Annotated in this window: 26 protein-coding genes and 1 tRNA gene; 13 read left to right on the top strand and 14 right to left on the bottom strand. The window is 55.9% G+C overall.

Annotated elements, in window-relative coordinates; translation table 11 throughout:
• Positions 1 to 22 precede the first annotated feature (22 nt).
• The 5 genes from HQN82_RS09515 (at position 23) to HQN82_RS09495 (ending at position 3,808) form a co-directional block, all read left to right on the top strand.
• The gene (locus HQN82_RS09515; RefSeq protein WP_234904847.1) at positions 23 to 913 is read left to right on the top strand and encodes a glycoside hydrolase family protein; all 891 of its coding nucleotides are present in this window, start codon (positions 23 to 25) and stop codon (positions 911 to 913) included.
• A gap of 123 nt (positions 914 to 1,036) precedes the next feature.
• Complete coding sequence (locus tag HQN82_RS25505) at positions 1,037 to 1,276, top strand: hypothetical protein (protein ID WP_234904846.1); 240 nt, start codon at positions 1,037 to 1,039, stop codon at positions 1,274 to 1,276.
• Position 1,277: 1 nt separating this feature from the next.
• Complete coding sequence (locus tag HQN82_RS09505; protein WP_003513730.1) at positions 1,278 to 1,601, top strand: phage holin family protein; 324 nt, start codon at positions 1,278 to 1,280, stop codon at positions 1,599 to 1,601.
• 417 nt (positions 1,602 to 2,018) lie between these two features.
• Entirely contained in the window at positions 2,019 to 2,285 is a 267-nt protein-coding gene (locus HQN82_RS09500; protein WP_112951022.1) for a DUF982 domain-containing protein, read from the top strand.
• Positions 2,286 to 2,344: 59 nt separating this feature from the next.
• Positions 2,345 to 3,808, top strand: a complete 1,464-nt coding sequence (locus tag HQN82_RS09495; protein WP_173614802.1) for a HEPN domain-containing protein — start codon at positions 2,345 to 2,347, stop codon at positions 3,806 to 3,808.
• A 141-nt stretch (positions 3,809 to 3,949) separates the two neighbouring features.
• Here HQN82_RS09495 and HQN82_RS09490 read toward each other — a convergent pair whose 3' ends face one another.
• Genes HQN82_RS09490 through HQN82_RS09480 form a run of 3 tightly spaced genes read right to left on the bottom strand, consistent with a single transcriptional unit; the run spans position 3,950 to position 5,305 of the window.
• Positions 3,950 to 4,426 carry a hypothetical protein gene (locus HQN82_RS09490; RefSeq protein WP_173614801.1) on the bottom strand — a complete coding sequence of 159 codons (477 nt, stop codon included), beginning with the start codon at positions 4,424 to 4,426 and terminating at the stop codon, positions 3,950 to 3,952.
• On the bottom strand, positions 4,426 to 5,058 hold the full coding sequence (locus HQN82_RS09485; protein ID WP_173614800.1) for a hypothetical protein: 633 nt from the start codon (positions 5,056 to 5,058) through the stop codon (positions 4,426 to 4,428). Before HQN82_RS09485 ends, HQN82_RS09490 begins: the two co-directional genes overlap by 1 nt.
• Positions 5,045 to 5,305 (bottom strand): hypothetical protein, encoded by a 261-nt coding sequence (locus tag HQN82_RS09480; RefSeq protein WP_173614799.1) that lies wholly within the window; start codon positions 5,303 to 5,305, stop codon positions 5,045 to 5,047. The genes HQN82_RS09485 and HQN82_RS09480 overlap by 14 nt, the downstream gene beginning before the upstream one ends.
• 185 nt (positions 5,306 to 5,490) lie before the next feature.
• Here HQN82_RS09480 and HQN82_RS09475 point away from each other — a divergent pair, with 185 nt between their 5' ends.
• Entirely contained in the window at positions 5,491 to 6,210 is a 720-nt protein-coding gene (locus HQN82_RS09475; RefSeq protein WP_173614798.1) for a hypothetical protein, read from the top strand.
• A 518-nt stretch (positions 6,211 to 6,728) separates the two neighbouring features.
• Positions 6,729 to 7,478, top strand: a complete 750-nt coding sequence (locus HQN82_RS09470; protein WP_173614797.1) for a DUF4145 domain-containing protein — start codon at positions 6,729 to 6,731, stop codon at positions 7,476 to 7,478.
• Between the two features lie 79 nt (positions 7,479 to 7,557).
• On the opposite strand, the gene HQN82_RS09465 is transcribed toward HQN82_RS09470, so the two are convergent.
• Complete coding sequence (locus HQN82_RS09465) at positions 7,558 to 8,040, bottom strand: hypothetical protein (protein ID WP_173614796.1); 483 nt, start codon at positions 8,038 to 8,040, stop codon at positions 7,558 to 7,560.
• Positions 8,041 to 8,132: 92 nt separating this feature from the next.
• Positions 8,133 to 8,209: transfer RNA gene (locus HQN82_RS09460), tRNA-Arg, on the bottom strand.
• A 520-nt stretch (positions 8,210 to 8,729) separates the two neighbouring features.
• Here HQN82_RS09460 and HQN82_RS09455 point away from each other — a divergent pair.
• Both HQN82_RS09455 and HQN82_RS09450 read left to right on the top strand, forming a co-directional pair.
• Entirely contained in the window at positions 8,730 to 9,236 is a 507-nt protein-coding gene (locus tag HQN82_RS09455; protein ID WP_112766649.1) for a MarR family winged helix-turn-helix transcriptional regulator, read from the top strand.
• Positions 9,237 to 9,473: 237 nt separating this feature from the next.
• Positions 9,474 to 9,737, top strand: a complete 264-nt coding sequence (locus HQN82_RS09450; RefSeq protein WP_006699583.1) for a hypothetical protein — start codon at positions 9,474 to 9,476, stop codon at positions 9,735 to 9,737.
• 46 nt (positions 9,738 to 9,783) lie between these two features.
• On the opposite strand, the gene HQN82_RS09445 is transcribed toward HQN82_RS09450, so the two are convergent.
• Positions 9,784 to 10,266, bottom strand: a complete 483-nt coding sequence (locus HQN82_RS09445; RefSeq protein WP_112766648.1) for a hypothetical protein — start codon at positions 10,264 to 10,266, stop codon at positions 9,784 to 9,786.
• A gap of 71 nt (positions 10,267 to 10,337) precedes the next feature.
• Positions 10,338 to 11,342: a LysR family transcriptional regulator gene (locus HQN82_RS09440; RefSeq protein WP_004443150.1), complete on the bottom strand. Its 1,005-nt coding sequence runs from the start codon at positions 11,340 to 11,342 to the stop codon at positions 10,338 to 10,340.
• A 254-nt stretch (positions 11,343 to 11,596) separates the two neighbouring features.
• Here HQN82_RS09440 and chvE point away from each other — a divergent pair, with 254 nt between their 5' ends.
• From chvE to araD1, 4 genes are all read left to right on the top strand, one after another.
• The gene (chvE, locus tag HQN82_RS09435; protein WP_004443148.1) at positions 11,597 to 12,661 is read left to right on the top strand and encodes a sugar ABC transporter substrate-binding protein ChvE; all 1,065 of its coding nucleotides are present in this window, start codon (positions 11,597 to 11,599) and stop codon (positions 12,659 to 12,661) included.
• Between the two features lie 90 nt (positions 12,662 to 12,751).
• A complete protein-coding gene (gguA, locus tag HQN82_RS09430) occupies positions 12,752 to 14,290 on the top strand; it encodes a sugar ABC transporter ATP-binding protein GguA (RefSeq protein ID WP_022556773.1) in 1,539 nt (512 codons plus the stop codon).
• Positions 14,287 to 15,483 carry a sugar ABC transporter permease GguB gene (gguB, locus tag HQN82_RS09425; protein ID WP_004443145.1) on the top strand — a complete coding sequence of 399 codons (1,197 nt, stop codon included), beginning with the start codon at positions 14,287 to 14,289 and terminating at the stop codon, positions 15,481 to 15,483. Before gguA ends, gguB begins: the two co-directional genes overlap by 4 nt.
• A 119-nt stretch (positions 15,484 to 15,602) precedes the next feature.
• Positions 15,603 to 16,598 carry a 2-keto-3-deoxy-L-arabinonate dehydratase AraD1 gene (gene araD1, locus HQN82_RS09420; RefSeq protein ID WP_112766646.1) on the top strand — a complete coding sequence of 332 codons (996 nt, stop codon included), beginning with the start codon at positions 15,603 to 15,605 and terminating at the stop codon, positions 16,596 to 16,598.
• A gap of 200 nt (positions 16,599 to 16,798) precedes the next feature.
• On the opposite strand, the gene HQN82_RS09415 is transcribed toward araD1, so the two are convergent.
• From HQN82_RS09415 to HQN82_RS09385, 7 genes are all read right to left on the bottom strand, one after another.
• Positions 16,799 to 17,431, bottom strand: a complete 633-nt coding sequence (locus tag HQN82_RS09415; RefSeq protein WP_112766645.1) for a histidine phosphatase family protein — start codon at positions 17,429 to 17,431, stop codon at positions 16,799 to 16,801.
• Between the two features lie 23 nt (positions 17,432 to 17,454).
• Entirely contained in the window at positions 17,455 to 17,871 is a 417-nt protein-coding gene (locus HQN82_RS09410; RefSeq protein WP_004443141.1) for a VOC family protein, read from the bottom strand.
• 55 nt (positions 17,872 to 17,926) lie between these two features.
• Positions 17,927 to 18,385: a GNAT family N-acetyltransferase gene (locus HQN82_RS09405; protein WP_112766644.1), complete on the bottom strand. Its 459-nt coding sequence runs from the start codon at positions 18,383 to 18,385 to the stop codon at positions 17,927 to 17,929.
• Positions 18,386 to 18,501: 116 nt separating this feature from the next.
• Positions 18,502 to 19,098 (bottom strand): class I SAM-dependent methyltransferase, encoded by a 597-nt coding sequence (locus tag HQN82_RS09400; protein ID WP_112766643.1) that lies wholly within the window; start codon positions 19,096 to 19,098, stop codon positions 18,502 to 18,504.
• Positions 19,099 to 19,102: 4 nt separating this feature from the next.
• Complete coding sequence (locus HQN82_RS09395; protein WP_112766642.1) at positions 19,103 to 19,924, bottom strand: transglutaminase family protein; 822 nt, start codon at positions 19,922 to 19,924, stop codon at positions 19,103 to 19,105.
• Between the two features lie 21 nt (positions 19,925 to 19,945).
• Positions 19,946 to 20,887, bottom strand: a complete 942-nt coding sequence (locus HQN82_RS09390) for an alpha-E domain-containing protein (RefSeq protein WP_004443135.1) — start codon at positions 20,885 to 20,887, stop codon at positions 19,946 to 19,948.
• Positions 20,888 to 20,890: 3 nt separating this feature from the next.
• Positions 20,891 to 22,300 (bottom strand): circularly permuted type 2 ATP-grasp protein, encoded by a 1,410-nt coding sequence (locus HQN82_RS09385; RefSeq protein WP_022556767.1) that lies wholly within the window; start codon positions 22,298 to 22,300, stop codon positions 20,891 to 20,893.
• Positions 22,301 to 22,727: the final 427 nt, after the last annotated feature.

Genomic DNA, 22,727 nt, shown 5'->3' with positions numbered 1-22,727 from the left:
GTCACCGCGTGGGCGTGCCTTTATGGACGCCCATGAAGGAAACCCGCTTACCTGCTATCTTGATCCGGTCCGCATCCCGACCATCGGGCGGGGTTTCACGATGCGGAGCCGGTCTGTTCGCCGCGAACTAGCAAAGATCGGCATCACCAAATTGGTGCCGGGTAAAACAAAGCTCACCTCAGCCCAATCGGACGCCATCTTCGTGGCTGTGCTTCGGGATGAGTTCGAGCCTGCGGTGGTCGCCAAGTCGCCGAATGCGCGCAAGCAGCACGAAATGGATGCGGCGGTGTCCGCGATATTCAATCTCGGCGCTGGCGCCATGGATTGGCAGTGGGCGAAATTTTGGCGCGCCGGAAAGCAAAAGCAGGCGGCGGACTATCTCGCCACCCACTACAATACGGCTGGGGGCAAGAAGCTGCCCGGCCTCGTTCGCAGACGCAAGGAAGAAGCCCTTTTGTTCGAAAAGGGAATCTACACTGGCGTCGGTGAAGGCGTGCCGCGCTCCGCCCAAGAGACTGCACCGAAGCAGCCCGATCCGGTGGTTAAGGAAGCACAGGCTATCCTCTCGGCGAAAGGCTTTAATCCCGGCGCTATCGACGGCTGGATGGGGGAAAAGACTGCTGCCGCAGTCAAGGCATATCAGTCTGCGCACCCGCACCTTGTTGCCGACGGCATCATTGGTCCCGCCACCTTGTCGCAGTTGCGTCGTGACGCTGTGGCCACGAAAGAAGCGGTGCAGGGCGGCGCAGGCTCCCTCTTTGGTTCCGGCTTTGCTGCATGGTCGCTCGGTTTGCCCTGGGGGTGGATCGCGTTGCTTACTGCGGCGGTCGTCCTTGGCGTTATCGCCTACCGCAAGCGCGATGTCATCTCTCGGCGGGTCAATAGTTTGCTGGGTCGCGAGGTCGCGGTGTGATGACGAAAATCGGACTTTTCCTTTTGCTCGGACTGGCGGCGGTGTCTCTCATCGGCGCGGGCATCCTCTTCATCGACCGGAATGCGACGTATCGCGCGGTCATCAAAACTGAAAGGCAAAATAATGCGGCTGGGGATCGGGCGGACAGCGCTCGTCATCGTTTTGACGATTGCGCTGGCGGGGTGTGGGATTTCGGGGCCGGGCGATGTATCCGGCCTGGGCCGGGTGGTCGGGATTGACCTGATCGGCGCGCGTGGCGCAACGCAGGAGGATCAACGGAAAATTGACAGGACGGTTGCGGGCCTTTGTGGTGGCGACGTTTGGAACCGGGACGAATGCGCCCGCCATGGAAAAGGTCGCTGACATGCCGGAAAAATACACCTCTTTCATCGAACTGATGAATGCGTGGGTTGGTGGTGCCTTCACCACCATTATCGCTTCCCTGCTTGGTCGCTTCATGTGGCATGGCAATGAGGCGCGGAAAGGTCGCCGTAAGTTCTTTGGCATTGAACTGTTTTGGGAACTGCCTGTCGCGCTCGGCATGGCAGTCATCGGCGAAAGTGCCGCCGCCTATGCCAATCTTGGTCAACCTGCATCAACCGGGTTGATTGCGCTTCTGGCATATCTCGGCCCGCGTGGTGTCGAAGCGCTCTTCCATAAATGGTTTGACCGCCGCATGGCCGGTTGACCAATCCTGCCGCATCGTCAAAGCCGTCCGGTTCGCGCCGGGCGGCTTTTTGCGTTGTGCTGTCGGAATAGCAGCTATCACGGAATTAGCCTCGTCCCCGGCTCACGTAAAGTTCCAATTCAGGGAGTTCGATCTGGTCATATAGCTTGGCCAACGTCACAATTTGAAGCGCGTCGATCCTTGGAATAGCTCGGGAACGCACGATGAAATCGATGCATTCCTGCCCCGTCCCTTCCATCCAGTCGCCCGTACTCGACCTGTCCTCGACTTCGAAAAGATTGCTGTAATGACTCATTATCCTGCCCCTTGTGCTTCCTATATGGGACACTACCGGACAAAGGTTGTCGCCAAAATCTCTTATCCTGCTATGTTTTGCTTCCGGGTGGCGGCTTCCTACCCTTCTCGAAAGCGGAGCTGATGAGTGATTTCAAAATTAGCCCTCTTACTATCCTATGGGGAAACTTTGCGACCCTTGAGACCGTGACAGACTTGGCGGGGTGCTTGCTCGAAAATTGGCCGGGCAACACAACGACCGACGCTTATGTGACCGCCCTAATGGTCTGTTCGGCTGTTCTCGAAAACGGCTTGGATGACCGACCAGAAGATGCGCGCGCAGCCTTTATTGATGCCGCCCACGAAGCACTCCTGTCGGTATCGCCAGATGATGACGATCTGGATTTCTAGCTGCTATTAGGTGCCTACTCGTTCTATTAATCCTTAAACAGCAACTTAGGGACATCATCTTGGCGAAGAAAACTACCTTCCAAAGAAAGAAAGAGGATCTCGGACGTTTTCTCGACCTGTTCAAAGCCGCTGTAGATGAACACCACCAAGCGGTAATTAGCGCGATCAAATCCGGGCAGCAGCGCCCTACCACCCATCACGACTACCCGCGCTACACGCAGCTTGATAGCGGGTTTCCTTCGATTCACGAGATTGGTGCGTTTGGCGACGCGCCTACCCACTATCTTACTTCGATAGGAGCACGATCCCTCGCGGGATTACTAGGCGGCTTCATAGGAGATAAGAGCGAACTTCCAACTCTGAACGAGCTAACAAAGTTTCTTGCCAAAAGTGAATTCGCGTCACATCTCGGCATAACTGATGGGACAAGTTCATGGCTATTAGGTCTGCGTGTTGGGGACGTGGTCGAACGATACCTTCACCGATACGGCATCGAAAGTCCGTTGATTGAAGCCAAACGGGACAAGCTAATCTGGCCAATTGTCTCGGGGATGGTTCTAAAAACGCTGCGCATGCGCCTGGTGGTGCCTATTGCACTCACTCACTTCGACGTCGACCGTTTTCGGTTAACGGACAGCACATATATCGTGCGGCTCCCGAAGAAAATGCAAATGGCGCGCTATGCCGTGGATCGTTATGGAGCAGGCGTCACCAAAATGGTCGCCAACGCGGCGACGCACGCCTTTGTCTCCAATAATTGGAGTCTAGAGTTGGAGACGCACGGCGAAGCCAGGGGCGGTCTCTCTAACATTTCAGAAAACGTCTTAGACGCCATTGATGTATTTTTCGGAGCCTTGAGAACCGCAACGGGCATAACCACGGGATATGCTCAAGTGCTTTGGGCACCAAACGGCTGGGCGCTTGACTATTATTGCGACCTACCACGTTTCTACGGTTCAACTATACGAAGATATCCGGAGGAGTTCGACGACTACGGTTGGACAAGGAGAGGAAAAGCGGTCACGCGTGCCGAGCTTCTAGAGGTTCGCCGAATATATCAAGCGTTAAATGGCGACCCAAATGAAGCAATGACACTGGCCATAAAGCGTCTTAATTCGAGCCTAACTCGCGCAGATGCTGCGGACGCTGTTCTGGATGCAGTGATTGGGATGGAACTCCTACTAGGAGACGACCAAAATCAGTCTCTCTCATACAAGCTGAGACTACGAGCTAGTGCATTAGCGTTTCTTGGGAAAACCAATCACACGCCCCTCAGTATCGCGCAGTTGGTCAAGGATGTTTACGCGGCACGATCATCGATAGTGCACGGACTTAAAAAAAAGACGTCAAAGAAGCTAAAGCCGGTTTCAGACAAGCGATATGAGGATGAGCGACATAAAGCGTCTGAGCTGCTCCGCTTCGTAATAGATGCTCTTCTCATGCACCCAAAATTTCTCGATCCCAGTAAAATCGATACAGAGCTGCTGCTCCGCTCAGGTGTTGATAGTGGCGAGGATAGCTGAACGAGAAGGCTGCTCAAAACTGTCCAATCTTTACGATAGATCGAGCTTCCCAAGCTGCACTCCGGCATTCACACTCATTGAAGCGCGAACGTCACGCCTTCCAGCAGGTGGAAAATAATAATATCCGAAGTCGCGTATTCATTAAACGGGTTTGCGTCTAAGATTCTCGCTTTCATTCTGGGATAGGCAAAGCTTTTCCGCTTTCTCGGACGTCCACCGTATGCGTTCTCTCGATAAAAAGCGTAAGGTGTTTTTAGCCTCTGTGATCTTTGTTAGGTCATCTGTGTGGTAGTACATTCCACAATGAGGCAATTTCTTTTCTCGGAAAGATATGATGTCGGCATCCTCGTCGTTCACTTCCAACAGGCATGTTTCGATGTCGAGAAGAGCAACCGCACCATTGTCGATAGTGAGCTTTTTACCGATAATATCAAACGCGTTAGAGAAACAAGCCTCGTCGTCGGCGCCGGAAATCATGAAGAAAGAAACGTACTCCTCAGGCGGGCTCTCACGCAAATCGAAAGCGCATGCTTGAACCTCATCTGCTCCCCTAACCCAAATAGACTTTAAAAACCGAGAAGCGATACCTTCTGTGATATAGCTAGAAACAATTTCCATCAGATCATCCTGAGGACGCGTTCGAACTGCCCGAAATCCCGCTTATCCTTGATTTTCGCCACACCCGAGATTTTTACGAGCCTGACGCCCCTGTTGATATACGAGTAGTGGATGTCTCCCTTCCCCGTTAGTAACGCGCTCATCAAGCTTTTGTCGCTAGACAACAATGCTACAGTCACGAAGCCTGTGTCAGCATCGATTGACACTTCATGCTTCCTGCGAGACAGAACTGGCAGAAGATAAAAATAATTTCTTGCTGAATCAGGCGAAATCTCTTCGCGCTGGTTCTCGGCGCTAACTGCTATGTAATCTTTAATAGCGTCGACCAGTTTTCCAACAAGTTTTGAATACTGAGAAAACGCAGGTTCATTATCTTGTTGCTCTGGGAGCAACTCAGAATGATGACTAAAATCGATGTCCAATGAATCAACGAATGAGCACCAGCCAGATATATCCGCAGGTGCGCTTTGTAAACCTTCAACTTTACTAGGGTATTGCTTATATCGGACCGATTTAGTTTCGATGCCTCTAGCAACATTCACCGAATCGTATGACGTTTTGAAGCTTCCCGTTTCCTTTTGATGGACGCGGTCCCTGCTTTCAAGTCTGATATAAAGCCTACTCTGTTTCATCCTTGATCCCAAGAATAGAATTTGCGAGCAATCGAGCCCTGCTCGTCGGCATAGCAATCGAAGAAATTATCCGCTGATTCTCATTCTCATCTGCCATGTCAAAGAAGTCTATTACGATAATATCGTCCTCAACACGCTGAAGGCCAAAACCGAAGGGAAACAACGTCGGTTCTGATTTATCAAAGTTCTCGTTTTTGGGTCGAGTTTTTTTAGCGCTCATGTCAACCTTGGCCTCACGGCTATTCAACTGGATTTCTTATACGCTACCGCGCCTTGTCTATGTCAAGGATAATGATCGATTCATCACATAGTGGCATTAGACACTGTCTCAAGCCGACTCCTTATGGGTTCATCGAAGCTGTCGATGGATGCACAGGCTATCTGAGGTAGAATGCTAATAGCCCGAGTCGCGTTAGGGGAATTACATAAAGCATGGATTACGAGCTCATTACGGATGACGATTACGAGAATCTTCCTTCAGAGCCTGAGAAAAGGTTCACGACTATAGAAAGGATTTGCCGCAAGAACATGTTGGCGATTATCTCGAATGAGACAAGCCAGCCGTTCGACAGCCTTGTGCGAACCCAATATATGACGATCGTCACAGCCAGCGCTGAGGAACTGGGGATTCCGGGCATCCGGTACATCAACGAGTACCAAACAGTTGAGCAGGACCTTAATGAATTCTTTCGGCTGGTCACGGGGGTCACAGCAAAGATTAGGCTTCGGAATTCCTCAAGTCGTGATGCGCTTTCCGTTCGGCTCGCCAGCAAAACAAAAGGTCTCATTGAGAATGAGCTGACGAAGCTTCGAGCATCGGTTGAAGAGAGCAACCTCTCGGACGACAAGAAGGAGCGCCTGCTTGGAAAGATTGGTGAGTTCCGCACAGAGCTTCATAAAGAGCGTTTGCGGTTCGGCGTTTCACTGTCTGTTCTGGCGTCTATCGGGGCCATGGTGGGCGGCACAACAGCCTTTTTAGCTGAGGCACCCCAGGCAATTGCAACAATTACCCACCTCATCGGCGTTGATAAGCAGAAAGAAGACGAGGAGATACTACGGCTGGAAGGTCCCACGAAGCCTAGGCTGCTTGCCCCGCCGCCGTCTGCTACGAAAGGCTCGTGGGATGCGCTTGATGACGACATTCCATTCTAGCGAATAGTCTTTGCCATTTTGGAAAGCGGGGCCCCACCTTATCAGCAATTACGGAGCAACTCGTTTGGACGCCAAGACCTTTTCGACACTATGACCTTTGAAACCGGAAGCCAGAGCTTCTGAGAATGGCATTGGACACTTTTTGAAAAAGCCTAGTAAGTGTATGGAAAACCAAGGTGTCCAACAATGCCGCAAACCGCTGATTTTCCATAAAATCAGCGGCCCGGCTTGGGGTGCCATTATTAAGAGGTAGTGCGGCCCCGTACCTAAAATATCCAAGTCTTTCCGCATGTTTTCGGGCGTGCATAGTTTTACAGCGCTCTTGAAAACATTGAGAGAATTTCGACGCCAAAGGACGAGTTTTACCAGCAATATATTGAAATCGTACGTTGGACTGAGCTTCCCAAGCTGTTGCGCGACGCTCTTGTCTAGAAGTTGGAAATCGTTGTGTTATTCGGTAGTTGCTTTAGTGCGGCAATTGCAGGACTAATGTCACCCAGTCTGAGGGATTCAAGTAGATGGCACAACACCAATTTACCTGCCCACATTGTGGACGGGATCAAGTCGCGACTGACAGCAACTTTATTGACGTTTTTTTCAGGCTGGACTTTGGCCGGTGCTCGGATGGGCAAGTTGGTTTGAAAGTGATGGCTGTACGCTGCCTGAATAATCAATGCAATCAATCGACCTTAGCTATAGAATACTCAAAAGCTCAGCACGGCGTGAATGGTTGGGCACCAGGTGAGGTGTTAGACAGTTGGCGCGTGCGGCCTGAATCATCTTCTGTTGTGCAGCCTGACTATATCCCAGCAGCTATACGGGAGGACTACTACGAGGCATGCTTGATTCGCGATAAGAGTCCAAAGGCTGCCGCTACGCTCGCGCGAAGATGCCTTCAAGGTATGATCCGAAACTTCTGCGGAATTTCCAAGGCCAGATTGATCGACGAAATCAAGGAGCTAAAACGCCTCGTGGAGGGCGGTAATGGACCTAAGGGAGTAGAGCTTGAAACGATTGAGGCAATCGATGCGGTTAGGGACATTGGCAACATCGGTGCTCATATGGAACGTGATATTGACGTTATTGTCGAAGTTGACGCCGGAGAAGTGCAGGCCCTCATCGAACTGCTCGAAATGCTGTTTCAGGATTGGTATGTGGCGCGAAATAAACGGACGCAGCGACTAGCAAACGTCAAGGCGATTGCGGACCAGAAGAAACAGGAAATCGCGGCTGCTAAGGTGAAGGCTTCTGGAACTGGCGTCTCTTGAGGCGGTTGGGCTTCACACCTGATCCGAATTTTTCCATCGTCGCACGGGCACCGTTTATTAACGTGGCTAAAACCCGCAGTTACTTGGCGAACGCGCCTGCAATGGCCAGCAATGATCCGGTGACAACCAGAATAAGCGACAGAGGCTTGGTGTTGCGGTCTTCGTAATTTTCCCGCCTAAACACAATGGCTGCTTTAATCTCGCTGTAGCTGGCTTGAGTGCGATCCCAGTCAATTATGCCGGGATGTCGTTCTAAGGAATATTCCTTCAAGCCATATGAACGGTGAGCTTGATGGATAGCGTTGTACGCCGAAGCGTTGATTCGCTGCGTGGTGAAGAGACCGTACAAATTTCCCGTTAGATAGTAGTTGTTTGTAAAGCTCTTGCCTTCGGTCGCGTCTTCCAGCTTCGCCTCGTACTTATCAATCATCTTTCGTGCGTTTGATAAGTCGTTCTTAATTGACCAATGTTGGAAATCATAAATCATTTCGGCCAAGGGATAACCCAAGACGCCGCCCGCCAAGGACATGAGGCTACCGATTACGGTGAGGGCAGTTTCCATAGTCCAACACCCGTTCCGGATATCCCGCTTCCTATATGCTTCCTGCACGATTTTGTGAGAAGGAAGAAAAACGCCAAAACCCCTGAGAAATATGGCGCACCCGACAGGATTCGAACCTGTGACCTTTGGAATCGGAATCCAACACTCTATCCAGCTGAGCTACGGGTGCAGCGGTCACGCTTGAATCGCGTGCAGCGGTTGGTTCATACCCTAGCTTTCTTTCCGCATCAATGACTAAAAATCCAAGATTTGCGAAACCTTGCCAGTTTTCGAGACCGCAGGGTGAAGAGGGTCGGAAGTGGGGGCTTGCGGGTTTTTGGCGACTTTGCGCGCGGGGCTGCGTCGTTTGGCGTCCCAGGTCTCGCGGAAATCGATTTCACTTATAAGTAGTAGCTTGTCACGGGTCCCGCATGCAGTTTCAGCATGTTCATCCGTCGTGGGCCGGAGTGCCCGTATGCCTGCCAGACAAGGGTGGCCCCGCGGTTCCGGCCCCTCAAAATTGGCGGGTAAATAGTCATGCTTTCGGCGCAGATTTTGTCGCCAGATGGCGGGCTACATTGGGTTTCCGGCCATTAACTGTCAAATTCTTATACAATATTAGTATCATCTACATTTATTTAGGATACAGTTTCGTGACATTGTCAGTTATGATTTTGGCAGGGTAAAGGACGAATCAGGCGGGGGATCGGATGGCTTTGCGATTGGCACATAGCAACGGGCCGCGGACGGAAAAGGTCGAAAGCGGCAGCGCGCAAACGACGCATCTCACCGCGATCGATTACGGTTTGCTGACGACTGCGATCAGCTACCATTTGCGGCACTCGCAACTTGCCGTGGCAAACGGTTTTTCCGATGTGCTGGCGGAGCAGGCATTGCGGCCGGCCGATTTTTCCGTTCTCGTCATCGTTGGCGGAAATCCGGGTCTTAAACAAAGCGATGTGGCCGAGGCGCTCGGCATCCAGCGGGCCAATTTCGTTGCCATCGTCGACAGCATGGAAGAGAAAGGTCTGCTCGTCCGCCGCAGGTCGGAAGAGGACAGGCGCGTTCATTTCCTCGACATGACGGCCGAGGGTAGCCGTCTTCTCGAGCGCCTTTCCGATGTCTGGCGCGACCGCGAGGAAAAGCTGATCGACCGTATCGGCGGCAAGAAGGCCCGCGACCAATTGCTGGCGCTGCTCGGCCGCCTGCGCGACTGACGTCTGTCGCCGGTGTTTCCCCATCGGCAATGCTGGGCGGAAGGGGCGGCGGATTTCATCCGTGGTGGCACGGCACCCCCGGTTTCCGGTGATCTCCATCACGGCAGCCTGATATCCCTCGGTCCGATTTGCGTTGCAATTTGTCTGCGAAACGGTCAAGACGCATGGAATCCCCGTGCCATGCGGTGCCCGCGCGGCAGCGAGCGACTGACCGGAAAAGCCAGAGACGGAAACACCATGCTGAATATCGATACGAGTCATCCGCTTTATCGTCCCCTGTGGGTGCGGTTGCTCATCGTCGGTTTCTGTGTGGCATGGGCTGTCATCGAATTCGTCAATCGCGAGTTTTTCTGGGGAACCGTCGTGGGCGGCATAGGCGTCTATGCGGCCTATGAACTGTTGGTAAAATTCAAACCCGCAAGCGACGGCGACAAGGGTGGGGACGGGGCGGTTGCGCCCGCCGCCGAAAATCCACCCACCGATAAGGACGATGCCGGCTGACGCGTCGCGATTTTCCGTTCATCGCCTGTCTTGAGCTGCCCGCCTCTTACCGGAAATGCTCTCGCATCCGAAGCATGCGGAGCGCCTGGTCGATCAGGAGATTGGCTGCCGTCATGCGCAGTGTCGCATTGTGCCGGAACTGCGGTTTCACCCGGTCGGGATGATTGAGGCGGGCGAAGGCGCGGCGCTTTTCCGCGAGCGTTGCCGCAGTGTCGGTCTCCTGGATCGCCAGTTCCGCCGAAACATCGGCAAGTGAGGTCTTTTCGAGGTGGGCCGGCATCGGTTCCGGTTCGCTCTCCGGTTCCGGCTGGGGTTCCGCCGGTGGCGCGGGGTCTTCCAGGAAGGCGAGATAAGCGTCGAGATTGCCGTTCGCAGCCGCCGGCGCTTCGATATGCGTATCGACAACGAAGCCTGAGCTGAAGCCGGCAATGCGGTGATCCGCGGGCGGGGGCGGCTCTGCGCCTTCGTCTTCTTTCTCCTGCTCCAGTCTTTCGACGACAGACTGGAAAACGGATTGTCCGAAGAGCATACGGCTGTTCCTTCGCCGGTCACGATTTCCGGCCCTTGTAGCGGATGAAGGTGGCGTCTGGCTTGCCGCCGTCACTGGGCAGTCAGCTTGCGGCTTTCATCCAGCACCAGATCGTAAAGCAGGCGGGCGCTGGGCGGCAGGACGCGCCCCTTGGTGGTGATGATGCTGTAGGGCTTGACGACCAGTTCGAAATCCGTCGGCAATATGCGGGTCCGGCCGATATCGGCCCGCTGGCCGGCCACGAATTCGGCCATGTCCTGCGCAATCGGCGCAATGGCATCGGTGTTGCAGACAAGCGCAAGCGTGAGAACCACGGATGGCGTGTTGATGACGTTGCGCGGCATGGCGACGCCGTGGGTAAGGAAGACATCCTCCATGGTGCGCCGCAAAAGCGCGCCAGGGGGCTGGAACACCCAGTCGTAACCGGAAAGATCCTGCAGGGTGACGGGATCGCCGCCCAGAAGCGGGTGACCTTCGCGCACCACCAGACAGGCGCGCTCAATGCCGATTTCGTGGATGGAGAACAGGCCTGGATCAAAGTCATCCGGTATGCGGCCGATGATGAAATCGTGGCGCGCAGCCAGCAATTCCCGCGCCAGCACGTTGCTGCTCTCCACCTGAACATTGATTTCAATGCCGGGATAGGTGTCCATGGCCCGTCTTATGGCGGGAACCACGAGGCTGATGGCGGGCGCGGTCACCGCGCCGATGAAAACGGATCCGCCGCTGCCGGACTTCATCTGATTGAGTTCGCGACTCGCCTCACGCAGCTCCAGCAATATGGTGCGCGCCCGTCGCGCCAGCGCCTCGCCGAACTTCGTCAGAACCACACCGCGCGATGCTCTCTGACAGAGCGGCGATTTGACGATCGCTTCCATTTCCGAGAGCATGCGCGAGGCCGCCGGCTGCGTCATGTTCATGGCGGCGGCAGCCGCGCTGACCTGCCCGTGCTCCTCGATCATGACCAGCATGCGCAGGTGGCTCATCTTCAATCCGGCCCGCAGCAACGGGTTGTCTTCAAAGACAAAAAGGGCATCCGTTGTTTGCGCCTGCTCATACACTTTCTGGTTGCTCATTCGCGATTTTATACCCCTCATCGGTTTTTGTATCGATTTAATATATCATAATTGATATATGGAAACTGATTTATTCTATTTGACAGTTATATGGATTCAGAACAATTTGCGGAATGCCGGGGAGGAGCGGCAGCTGTTCCATTTCGCAATTGCGAAAAGGGAGCGAGCAGGGCGCGGCTTCTTCCTCTGACGGCATGAATTTCCTGGTGCACCGCAACATGCGGGTCCAGAGAAGGGCTCAAGGGAGAGAGTTAATGAAGTCCATTATTTCGCTGATGGCAGCTTGTGCCATCGGTGCTGCGTCTTTCGCAGTGCCGGCTTTCGCACAGGACAAGGGCGCTGTTGGCATCGCCATGCCGACCAAGTCTTCCGCGCGCTGGATCGATGACGGCAACAACATCGTCAAGCAGCTTCAGGAAGCTGGTTACACGACCGACCTGCAGTATGCCGACGACGATATTCCGAACCAGCTTTCCCAGATCGAAAACATGGTCACCAAGGGCGTCAAGGTCCTCGTGATCGCCTCGATCGATGGCACCACGCTGTCGGACGTGCTGAAGCAGGCCGGCGAGCAGGGCATCAAGGTCATCGCTTATGACCGCCTGATCCGCAACAGCGGCGACGTCAGCTACTACGCCACCTTCGACAACTTCCAGGTTGGCGTTCTGCAGGCGACTTCGATCGTCGACAAGCTCGGTCTGAAGGATGGCAAGGGTCCGTTCAACATCGAACTCTTCGGCGGCTCCCCTGATGATAACAACGCCTTCTTCTTCTACGACGGCGCTATGTCTGTTCTCCAGCCTTACATCGACAGCGGCAAGCTCGTCGTGAAGTCCGGCCAGACCGGCATGGACAAGGTCGGCACGCTGCGCTGGGATCCGGCAACGGCCCAGGCCCGCATGGACAACCTTCTCTCGGCCTACTACACCGACGCCAAGGTTGACGCCGTTCTGTCGCCTTATGACGGTCTTTCCATCGGCATCATCTCCTCGCTGAAGGGCGTTGGTTATGGCACGAAGGATCAGCCGCTGCCGGTCGTTTCCGGTCAGGACGCTGAAATCCCGTCCGTGAAGTCGATCATTGCCGGCGAACAGTATTCCACCATCTTCAAAGACACCCGCGAACTCGCGAAGGTTACCGTGAACATGGTGAATGCCGTTATGCAGGGCAAGGAGCCTGAAGTGAACGACACCAAGACCTATGAAAATGGCGTCAAGGTTGTTCCGTCCTACCTGCTGAAGCCGGTTGCAGTAACCAAGGAGAACTACAAGCAGGTTCTCGTCGATGGCGGTTACTACAAGGAAGACCAGCTGAAATAAGCCTGATACACATGCGGGGATGGCTTGGCGTCATCCCCGTTTTTCCATAAAAATAAAAACGCCGGAATTAATCGGGCGCTGGATTGCGATATGGCCAATACCATTCTCGAAATGCGGAACATCACCAAGACGTTTCCGGGCGTGAAAGCGCTTGAGAACGTCAACCTCAAGGTTAAGGAAGGTGAGATCCACGCACTCGTCGGTGAGAACGGCGCGGGAAAGTCGACCTTGATGAAGGTCCTTTCCGGTGTTTACCCCGCCGGCACCTATGAGGGCGAAATCCACTATGAAGGCGCCGTGCGAAACTTTCGCGCCATCAACGACAGTGAAGATATTGGTATCATCATCATTCATCAGGAACTGGCGCTCGTGCCGCTCCTGTCGATTGCGGAAAACATCTTCCTTGGCAACGAGGTCGCCTCGAACGGCGTGATCAGCTGGCAGGAGACCTTCAACCGTACCCGCGAACTTCTGAAGAAAGTGGGCCTGAAGGAATCACCGGAGACGCTGATCACCGATATTGGCGTCGGCAAGCAGCAGCTGGTCGAAATCGCCAAGGCGCTGTCGAAAAGCGTGAAGCTGCTTATCCTTGATGAGCCGACCGCTTCGCTGAACGAAAGCGATTCCGAGGCGCTGTTGAACCTGCTGATGGAATTCCGCAAGCAGGGCATGACCTCGATCATCATCACCCACAAGCTGAATGAAGTGCGCAAGGTGGCTGACCAGATCACCGTGCTGCGCGACGGCATGACGGTGAAGACGCTCGACTGTCACAAGGAAGAAATCAGCGAGGATGTCATCATCCGCAACATGGTGGGCCGCGATCTCGAAGATCGTTATCCGCCGCGCGACGTGCCGATCGGCGAAACCATTCTCGAAGTGAAGAACTGGAACGCCTATCACCAGCAGCACCGCGACCGCCAGGTTCTGCATGATATCAACGTCACCGTGCGCAAGGGCGAAGTCGTCGGTATTGCTGGCCTGATGGGGGCAGGGCGCACCGAATTTGCGATGAGCGTGTTCGGCAAGTCCTATGGCCACAAGATCACCGGTGAAGTGCTGATCAACGGCAAGCCAGTTGACGTCAGCACTGTGCGCAAGGCAATCGATGCCGGTCTTGCCTATGTCACGGAGGACCGCAAACATCTCGGTCTCGTGCTCAACGACAACATCCTGCACAACACCACACTCGCCAATCTTGCCGGCGTCTCGAATGCCAGCATCATCGACGACATCAAGGAAATGAAGGTGGCGAGCGATTTCCGCACGCGCCTGCGCATCCGCTCGTCGGGCATCTTTCAGGAAACGGTCAACCTTTCGGGCGGCAACCAGCAGAAGGTTGTGCTCTCCAAGTGGCTGTTCTCCAATCCCGACGTGCTGATCCTCGATGAACCGACCCGCGGTATCGATGTCGGCGCGAAATATGAAATCTACACCATCATCAACCAGCTCGCTGCCGATGGTAAAGGCGTTCTGATGATCTCATCGGAAATGCCCGAACTGCTCGGCAATTGCGACCGCATCTACGTCATGAACGAAGGCCGCATCGTCGCTGAATTGCCGAAGGGAGAGGCGAGCCAGGAAAGCATCATGCGCGCTATCATGCGCTCAGGGGAGAAGAACTCATGAGTTCGGCAAACACAACAAACGAAGAAAGTAACGTCGTCTCGGTCACATCCTATATTCGCTCCAATATCCGCGAATATGGCATGCTGATCGCGCTCGTCGCCATCATGGTTTTCTTCCAGTTCTACACCGGCGGCATCCTGTTCCGCCCCGTGAACCTGACCAACCTCATCCTGCAGAACTCGTTCATCGTCATCATGGCGCTGGGCATGCTGCTTGTCATCGTGGCCGGGCATATCGACCTTTCGGTCGGTTCCATCGTCGCCTTCGTCGGCGCGATCGCGGCCATATTGACCGTGCAATGGGGCATGAACCCCTTTCTGGCGGCACTGATTTGTCTCGTCATCGGCGGCATCATCGGTGCGGCCCAGGGTTACTGGATCGCCTATCACCGCATCCCGTCCTTCATCGTGACGCTGGCGGGCATGCTGGTGTTCCGCGGCCTGACGCTCTTCGTGCTCGGCGGCAAGAACATCGGTCCGTTCCCGACCGATTTCCAGATCATCAGCACCGGCTTCCTGCCCGATATCGGCGGCATTGAAGGTCTCAACACCACCTCGATGATCCTGACGGTGCTGATTACCGTCGTGCTGTTCTATCTCGCATGGCGTCGCCGTGTCGTGAATGTGAAGCATGGCATCGATGTCGAGCCTTTCGGTTTCTTCATCGCCCAGAACCTGCTGATTTCGGCCGCGATCCTGTTCCTTGGCTACCAGCTTTCCACCTATCGCGGCCTGCCGAACGTGCTGATCGTGATGCTTGCTCTCGTTGCGCTCTACAGCTTCGTAACGCGTCGCACGACGATCGGCCGTCGCATTTACGCCATGGGCGGCAATGAAAAGGCGACCAAGCTTTCGGGTATCAACACCGAACGCCTGAGCTTCCTGACCTTCGTCAACATGGGCGTTCTGGCTGGTCTCGCCGGCATGATCATCGCGACCCGCCTCAACTCGGCAACGCCGAAGGCCGGCGTGGGCTTCGAGCTTGACGTTATCGCGGCCTGCTTCATCGGCGGTGCTTCGGCATCCGGCGGCGTTGGCAAGATCACCGGTGCGGTCATTGGCGCCTTCATCATGGGTGTCATGAACAACGGCATGTCGATCGTCGGTCTCGGCATCGACTTCCAGCAGATGGTCAAGGGCCTCGTGCTGCTCGCCGCCGTGTTCTTCGACGTCTACAACAAGAACAAGGGCTGATCGGCTCACCCCTATCGCAGTCCAAAAAGTGGCCGGTTTCCGGCCACTTTCATAAGATGCAGGCGCAAGGCGCCGCGTAGAAGAGATAAAGGCGCACTGCGCCGGAGGAAGGAAATCCCGTGCTCATTTCACAGATTAAAGATGCCAGCGGCAAGATCACCGTAGCGGTTCGCGAAGAAGGCGGAGAGGCACGCGCAGTCAAGGGCGCAGAGTCCGTTTATGCGCTTGCCATGGAAGCCGCCAATGGCGACAAGAACCTTGCAGATGTCATTTCCGCGCATGGTCTGGGCGATGCCGTCGATCTTGAGAAGGCTTATGCCGAAGGTCGCTTCCTGCCGCCGATCACCCATCCCGATCCGGCCCATCTGCATCTGACCGGCACCGGCCTTACCCATCTCGGTTCGGCCGCGACCCGCGACAGCATGCACAAGAAAACCACGGAAGCCGCCGAGGAGAGCCTGACGGACTCCATGAAGATGTTCCGCATGGGTCTGGAAAACGGCAAGCCGAAGGCCGGTGAAAAGGGCGTTCAGCCCGAGTGGTTCTACAAGGGCAACGGCCATGTGGCGGCAGCGCCCGGTGCGGCGCTCACCTCGCCTTCGTTTGCGCTGGATGGCGGCGAAGAGCCTGAGATGGCAGGCATCTACGTGATTTCCGACAAGGGCGAAGCCGTGCGTATCGGCTTTGCCGTCTCGAACGAGTTTTCCGATCACGTCACCGAGCGGATCAACTATCTCTACCTCGCCCATTCCAAGCTGCGCCCGGCAAGCTTCGGCCCGGAAATTCGCGTCGGCGCCCCGCCGTCCGATATTCGCGGCACCTCGCGCATCCGTCGCGGTGATAAGGTCATCTTCGAAAAGCCGTTCGTATCGGGTGAAGACAACATGTCCCATACCTTCGCGAACCTCGAATATCACCACTTCAAATACGGCCTGTTCCGTGCGCCTGGCGATGTGCATGTGCACATGTTCGGCACGGCAACGCTTTCCTTCGCCGAAGGTATCAAGCCGGAAGCGGGCGACGTCTTCGAAATCGAAGCCGCCGGTTTCGGCCTGCCGCTGAAGAACCCGCTGGCGGTCGATGCGGAAGAAGAGATCGTGGTTCGGCAGATCTGATCTGCGAAAGTAGCACGTAAAGGGTTGAGGTGTGGTCTCGGAGTATTCCCACCTCTCTACGTCACATCCTCGGGCTTGACCCGAGGATTCACAACCCGGCGCTCACATGGATCCTCGGGTCAAGCCCGAGGATGACGCTAGAGTTTAGGTTTTGTGTCCAATCCTCTCTTTGCGAGGACGATTTTCAAGCGGGCTTCTTGTCAGCCATCACCGTCGGTCAGATGCGAAACATCCGCCAGTGAAACGACGGCGCGGTTCTGCCAGTAATCGTCTTCCTTCAAATGCGTTATGCTGCCGGAGCGCGCCGGAAAGCTGACATAACCGGCGCTGTCGATCGGCATCTTGATCCATGCCGCGATGACGAAGGTCAGGGCGAAGCCATGGGTCACGATGATCTGCGTGGCGCAGGGCCGCGCGATGATCATGTTTACGGCTCGATACACCCTTTCGGCAAATTCGCGTCTCGTCTCGCCATCAGCAATACCGCCACGATGGTCCAGGCGATTATGATGCGGTGCCGGGATTTGACGCTCATCGAGCCATTGCTGCGGCATGCCTTCGGCCTCACCATAACTCATTTCCCTCAGGTCACGCATGGTCTCCATTGGCTGCCCGAAGCGTTCCGCGATGATTTCTGCGGTCTGCGAGGCGCGAAGCAGGTCGGAGCTGAAGATTTCCACGGCCTCACCACCGACCAGCGTCGCCAGTCTGGCAGCCGCCGCCCCGGCATCGGTTCTGCCGTGCGGCGTCAGTCCGGTATCATACCAGCCGCCGACCCGGTTCTCGACATGGTGGACCGACTGAGGATGAGTTACGACATAGATGTTCTTCACGGTGGCGTCCTGTTTCTTTGCGGTCAGCCCTGTTCAAATCCCCAGAGCTTGCCTTCTCCCACTTCCACCGAGTTCCCGGAGGGGTCGCGGATATAGACGGAATAGCTATCATTCGGCCAGCGGTGATAGTGCTCGATAGGAATCCCGAGCGTTTCGAAGTGCGCTTTCCAGCCGTCTACCTCCGATTTGTCCCTTGCGTAAAAGCAGAAGTGGCCTTCACCTGCCGTGCCATGGCGAGGGATGGGATTATCGGGATCGGCCTTGCGCGACTTCTCGGGGTCGAAAACCAGCAGTACCTGCTGCCCGCACCTGAAAAAGACGAAGCTTCCGGGCACCTTGCGGATGATCTCCAGCCCGAAGACATCGCGGTAAAAAGCCTCGGCGGCTTCGAGATCATTCACATAGATCGCGGTTTCCATGATGGCTGTTGGCGGTTGCATGGTGCCTCCTATGGTCGAGATGTGGTGAGGAATGATGGGTAGGCGGCGGGCGGCGTCATGTCTTGTAGGTCAGCACCGTAAGATCGTGCTTGCCGACGCCCCGTTCGAGGATGGTCCAGCCGCAGTTGAGGTAATAGTCCTCAAGACTTGCCTCGCAGCAGAGGTAGCAGGTCTCGTAACCGAGTTCGGCGGCCCTTTTTGTTGCGGCCTGCATCAACGCGCGCGCCACGCCAGAGCGCCGGCGGTCTTCTTCCACCCACAGAGCCGCGACCCAGGGAAGATAGTGCGGGCGCTCCTCGAGATCGCAATGAATGAGAAAAGCGGAGCCGACATAGGCGTCGCCATCATGGGCGACGAAACCGGTGGGGAGGGCGTGAGGATTTGTCATCTCTGTCAGGTGCTCGAGGACATCGCCCACCTTGAGGCCGCTATCCTGCCACCAGGCCGTCCAGACCCTTTCTGCTATGATGGGTCCATGCGACTGGCAGTCGCGATAGTCGGAAATGCTGTACAATGCCGTCTCCCGGCCGGTTTTGTCCCAAAAGGATAAACCGGATCATGCTTTCAATTGAGAACGGCGATTAAAACGGGTGCTGCGCCTTTTTGCAACCGTCAACCTGTCGCGGTTGGTCAGTGCTTTTTGGCCGTGACATGCAGCCAGTCTGTCGGCAGCTTGTCGTAACCGCTTCCCTGCCGGGCTTCGATCTCTACACCCGTCCAGTCATAGTGCCCATAAAGCTCCTCAAGCCATGACCTGGACGGATAATTGTAATAGCGGCCGAACGTATCGCGTCCTTCAGCCTCTCCGGCCTTGAAGCTCGCATAAAAGACGCCGCCCGGTTTCAGTGCCGTGTGGATACGGCCGATGATGCCGCGCAGGGCAGGGCGTGGCACGTGCAGCAGGCAGGCATTGGCCCAGACGCCGTGATAGCGCCCGACCTCATCGATATTTTCGAACAGCAATGTCCTGACAGGAATGCCGAGTCGGGCTTCCGCAGCCTTCGCTATATCGGGCGTTCCATCGGAGGGATGCACGTCGAAACCGGCTGCCAGCATATATTCGCTGTCCTGCCCGCCACCGCATCCTAGCTCGAGAATGCTGGCGCCTTTTTCCAACTGCGACAGGAACGTTTCCAGATGCGGGCGGTCCGCCGCCTGTCCGCGGTTGGTGTAGGCGGTTGCGTTGTCAGTGTAGAAACCGATCGTATCGTCGTCTCTGGCGGCCATGATCTCAGCTCTGGGACTGGCTCTGGCTCTGCGATTGCTGCACGGTAACTGAAACGCTCAGCGTCTCACCGGCCGGGCCGATGCGCATGCCAGATATAGGCGCGCAATCGCGGTAGCAGAGACCGGATGCGATGCGGACATAACGGTCATCGGGGCAGATATTGTTGGCGGCGTCGAAGCCGACCCATCCAAGGCCCTGCAGATGCACCTCGGCCCAGGCGTGGGTAGCGGTTTGTTCCTCCACCGCCTCCATCATCAGATAACCCGACACATAACGCGCGGGCAGGCCCATCTGCCGGGCAGCGGAAATGAGAATATGGGCGTGGTCCTGACAGACGCCCCTGCCAGTCTCCAGTGCCGCTTCGGCCGTGGTTTCGATGTCGGTCGAGCCGGGCAAATACTCCACTTTGCCGTGAATGTTTTCCATGAGATTGTGGAGGCGGGCAAGCTCGCTCTCGCCGACGCTCGCCTTCACCAGTTCGCGTACCAGCTTTCCGGGTTTGGTGCGTGGCGTTTCGCGCAGGAAGAGCCAGAGCGGTGCGTTGCCGATGTGGTGACCGAACACGCCGGCCTTGTCCTGCGTGTTCACCGTGCCGCTCGCCACCACTTTGACCCGCTGCTGTGGGCCTTCCGTTTCCACCAGCGCGACGCGATTGCCGAAATGGTCGTCATAGGTCACTTCGACGGTGGCGCCATCGACCGAGACATCCCAGTCCTCCACCGTCTGGCTCGGGCCGGTCTGCGGTGTAAGGCGAAGCCGCTGCAAGGCATAGGGCATCGGCTCGTCATAGACATATTCCGTCGTATGGGTGATTTTCAGACGCATAAGCTGTCCCCGTCTACGCGCTCATTGATAGAAGCGGTAGCCTTCCGTTATTTCCTGTCCCAGTTGCCCGTTGCGATGGACGAATCTTTCCAGAAACTCGTGCAGGCCCTCGTCCATGACCCGGGCGATGGTGGTCGCGCGCAGGCTGTCGCGGATGCTTTCCGCCGTATCGTGTGCCTTGTGCCGCTCGCTGTAGTCCTCGGCGATGTAATTGAGGTTGCTGGCGATCTTCTCGTAACAATAGGCAAGCGAACGCGGCATGCGTCCATTGAGAATGAGGAAGTCGGCGATGTTGGCCGGTTTGTATTCCGCATCATAGACCCAGCCGTAGGAACGGTGGGCCGAAACCGAGCGCAGAATGGATTCCCACTGCGCATTGTCGAGCGATGAGCCGACATGCGCCACAGCTGGCAGCAGCACGTAATATTTGACGTCGAGAATGCGCGCCGTATTGTCGGCGCGTTCGATGAAGGTGCCGATACGGGAGAAATTGTAGAGATCGTTGCGCAGCATCGAACCGTGGAAGGCGCCGCGCACCAGACCGGCACGGTGTTTGATCACGTCGATGGTCTGCGGCAGTTCCGCATGGTTGAGCTTGCGGCCGAGGATGTTCTTCAGCTCGATCCAGAATTCGTTGGTGGCTTCCCATGTCTCGCGCGTTAACGCCGTGCGCACCATGCGGGCATTGTTGCGCCCCGCTTCGATGCAGGACATGACGCTGGATGGGTTCGATTTCTCGCGAAGAAGATAATCGATAGCATTTGCCGCCGTCACCTTTTCGCGTGTTTCGAGGAATTCCTCATGCACGCCCGCGCTTTGCAGCACGCCGTCCCAATCCTCGTCGCCGCTGCCTGAGCGCGTCAGTGAAACGCGCAGGCCCGCATCGATGAGCCGGGCGATGTTTTCAGCGCGCTCGATATACCGGAACATCCAGTAGAGCCCGTTTGCCGTTCTGCCCAGCATGGCTTAATCCTCCAGTACCCACGTATCCTTGGTGCCGCCGCCCTGGCTGGAATTGACCACCAGCGAGCCCTGCTTGAGCGCAACGCGGGTCAGGCCGCCGGGAATGATCTGCACCTTGTCCGAAACAAGCACATAAGGACGCAGATCGACATGGCGCGGCGCGATGCCGTTCTTGACCATGATCGGCACGGTGGAGAGCGACAGCGTCGGCTGTGCAATATAGTTGGAGGGGCGTGCTCTCAGCTTTTCGGCAAACAGCGCCCGTTCCTTTTTCGATGCGGTGGGACCGACCAGCATGCCGTAACCGCCTGAACCGTGGACCTCCTTGACGACGAGATCGGCGAGGTTGTCGAGAACGTATTTCAGGCTGTCCGGCTCGGAACAGCGCCAGGTCGGCACGTTTTCAAGGAGCGGCTTGCGGCCGGTATAAAATTCGACGATCTCGGGCATGTAGGAATAGATCGCCTTGTCGTCGGAAATGCCGGTGCCGGGGGCGTTGGCGATGGTGATGTTGCCGGCGCGATAGACATCCATGATGCCGGGAACGCCAAGCGCCGAATCCGGCCGAAAAGTCAGCGGGTCGAGGAAGTCGTCGTCGACGCGGCGGTAGAGAACGTCGATGGCCTCATAACCGCGCGTCGTGCGCATCTTCACCTTGCCGTCCATGACACGAAGGTCGGAACCTTCCACCAGTTCCACACCCATCATGTCGGCGAGGAACGAGTGCTCGTAATAGGCGGAATTATAGATGCCGGGGGTCAGCACCGCGACGCGCGGCTTGCCGGTGCAGCCCGGAGGGGCGAGCGAGGCAAGCGACTGGCGCAGCAGATAGGGGTAATCCTCCACCCGTCGCACGCGGTTCTCATGGAAAAGTTCCGGGAACATCTGCATCATCGTTTCGCGGTTTTCCAGCATGTAGCTGACACCTGACGGCGTGCGGGCATTGTCTTCCAGAACATAGAACTGGTCTTCGCCGGTGCGGACGATATCCGTGCCGACGATATGGGTGTAGACCCCGCCAGGCGGCGTGAAGCCGATCATTTCCGGCAGGAAGGCTTCGTTCTTTTCGATGATCTCACGGGGGATGCGCCCGGCGCGGATGATTTCCTGTTTGTGGTAGATATCGTCGAGGAAAGCATTGAGGGCGAGAACACGCTGTTCGATGCCCTGGGCCAGTTTGCGCCACTCACGGCCGGAGATGATGCGCGGGATAATATCGAAGGGTATAAGTTTTTCTGAACTATCGGCGTGGCCATAGACTGCGAAAGTAATGCCGGTTTTTCTGAAGATGTTTTCCGCGTCTTTTGATTTCTGGATCAGGTGCGCCCTGTCCTGCCGGCTGTACCATTCGTTATAGTTTTCATATGGGCTTCGCGGCGTGTTGTCCGCATTTATCATTTCGTCAAATGCCAACTTCGATGTCCCCTTTTTTGCCATATGAATACAACGACAAATGCAATGCAAGAACTATGCAGGCCTCCCTGAGAAGATTTTTTGTCGCCCTAGAGTTTTAAAAAAGAAGCGTTTTTTCGGCTTCCGCCTATAAATGCGGCATCGGCAAATTGGTTGCGGGGCGACGAGCGGTGTAAGCGGGCGGTGGCGCTGTTTGCGCCGTGGGCGAATGCATAAATTTTGTTCGCTCGCTTTCGGTTGATGAATGTCCGGCGTCGCATCAGAAAATCTGAAAGATGTGATCACCAAAACGCCTTTGACCTTTTGCCGGGATGCGGATAACGCCATGCTGAATATCCGGCTCGATCATTCGCCGGTTTGCGTGAAGCCGCAGAAACATCAATTCGCCGTCTGTCCCGCACCGGTAGCGGACATCATGCAACACAGA

Origin of the sequence: Agrobacterium pusense, assembly GCF_013285525.1 — a bacterium.
Taxonomy (GTDB): Bacteria; Pseudomonadota; Alphaproteobacteria; order Rhizobiales; family Rhizobiaceae; genus Agrobacterium; species Agrobacterium pusense.
The sequence above is the reverse complement of the archived record's forward strand: the minus strand, read 5'-3'. Positions and strand labels throughout refer to the sequence as shown.

Bases quoted from the DNA above. Each gene is read 5' to 3' on its own strand.
- HQN82_RS09440 (WP_004443150.1), bottom strand. From the start codon at position 11,342: ATGAGCAACCAGAAAGTGTATGAGCAGGCGCAAACAACGGATGCCCTT.
- HQN82_RS09475 (WP_173614798.1), top strand. From the start codon at position 5,491: ATGGATTACGAGCTCATTACGGATGACGATTACGAGAATCTTCCTTCA.
- HQN82_RS09465 (WP_173614796.1), bottom strand. From the start codon at position 8,040: ATGGAAACTGCCCTCACCGTAATCGGTAGCCTCATGTCCTTGGCGGGC.
- HQN82_RS09390 (WP_004443135.1), bottom strand. From the start codon at position 20,887: ATGCTGGGCAGAACGGCAAACGGGCTCTACTGGATGTTCCGGTATATC.
- HQN82_RS09485 (WP_173614800.1), bottom strand. From the start codon at position 5,058: ATGAAACAGAGTAGGCTTTATATCAGACTTGAAAGCAGGGACCGCGTC.
- HQN82_RS25505 (WP_234904846.1), top strand. From the start codon at position 1,037: ATGCGGCTGGGGATCGGGCGGACAGCGCTCGTCATCGTTTTGACGATT.
- chvE (WP_004443148.1), top strand. From the start codon at position 11,597: ATGAAGTCCATTATTTCGCTGATGGCAGCTTGTGCCATCGGTGCTGCG.
- HQN82_RS09500 (WP_112951022.1), top strand. From the start codon at position 2,019: ATGAGTGATTTCAAAATTAGCCCTCTTACTATCCTATGGGGAAACTTT.
- HQN82_RS09400 (WP_112766643.1), bottom strand. From the start codon at position 19,098: ATGGCCGCCAGAGACGACGATACGATCGGTTTCTACACTGACAACGCA.
- HQN82_RS09470 (WP_173614797.1), top strand. From the start codon at position 6,729: ATGGCACAACACCAATTTACCTGCCCACATTGTGGACGGGATCAAGTC.
- HQN82_RS09450 (WP_006699583.1), top strand. From the start codon at position 9,474: ATGCTGAATATCGATACGAGTCATCCGCTTTATCGTCCCCTGTGGGTG.
- HQN82_RS09505 (WP_003513730.1), top strand. From the start codon at position 1,278: ATGCCGGAAAAATACACCTCTTTCATCGAACTGATGAATGCGTGGGTT.
- HQN82_RS09410 (WP_004443141.1), bottom strand. From the start codon at position 17,871: ATGCAACCGCCAACAGCCATCATGGAAACCGCGATCTATGTGAATGAT.
- HQN82_RS09490 (WP_173614801.1), bottom strand. From the start codon at position 4,426: ATGGAAATTGTTTCTAGCTATATCACAGAAGGTATCGCTTCTCGGTTT.
- gguA (WP_022556773.1), top strand. From the start codon at position 12,752: ATGGCCAATACCATTCTCGAAATGCGGAACATCACCAAGACGTTTCCG.
- HQN82_RS09395 (WP_112766642.1), bottom strand. From the start codon at position 19,924: ATGCGTCTGAAAATCACCCATACGACGGAATATGTCTATGACGAGCCG.
- HQN82_RS09445 (WP_112766648.1), bottom strand. From the start codon at position 10,266: ATGCTCTTCGGACAATCCGTTTTCCAGTCTGTCGTCGAAAGACTGGAG.
- HQN82_RS09515 (WP_234904847.1), top strand. From the start codon at position 23: ATGGACGCCCATGAAGGAAACCCGCTTACCTGCTATCTTGATCCGGTC.
- gguB (WP_004443145.1), top strand. From the start codon at position 14,287: ATGAGTTCGGCAAACACAACAAACGAAGAAAGTAACGTCGTCTCGGTC.
- HQN82_RS09455 (WP_112766649.1), top strand. From the start codon at position 8,730: ATGGCTTTGCGATTGGCACATAGCAACGGGCCGCGGACGGAAAAGGTC.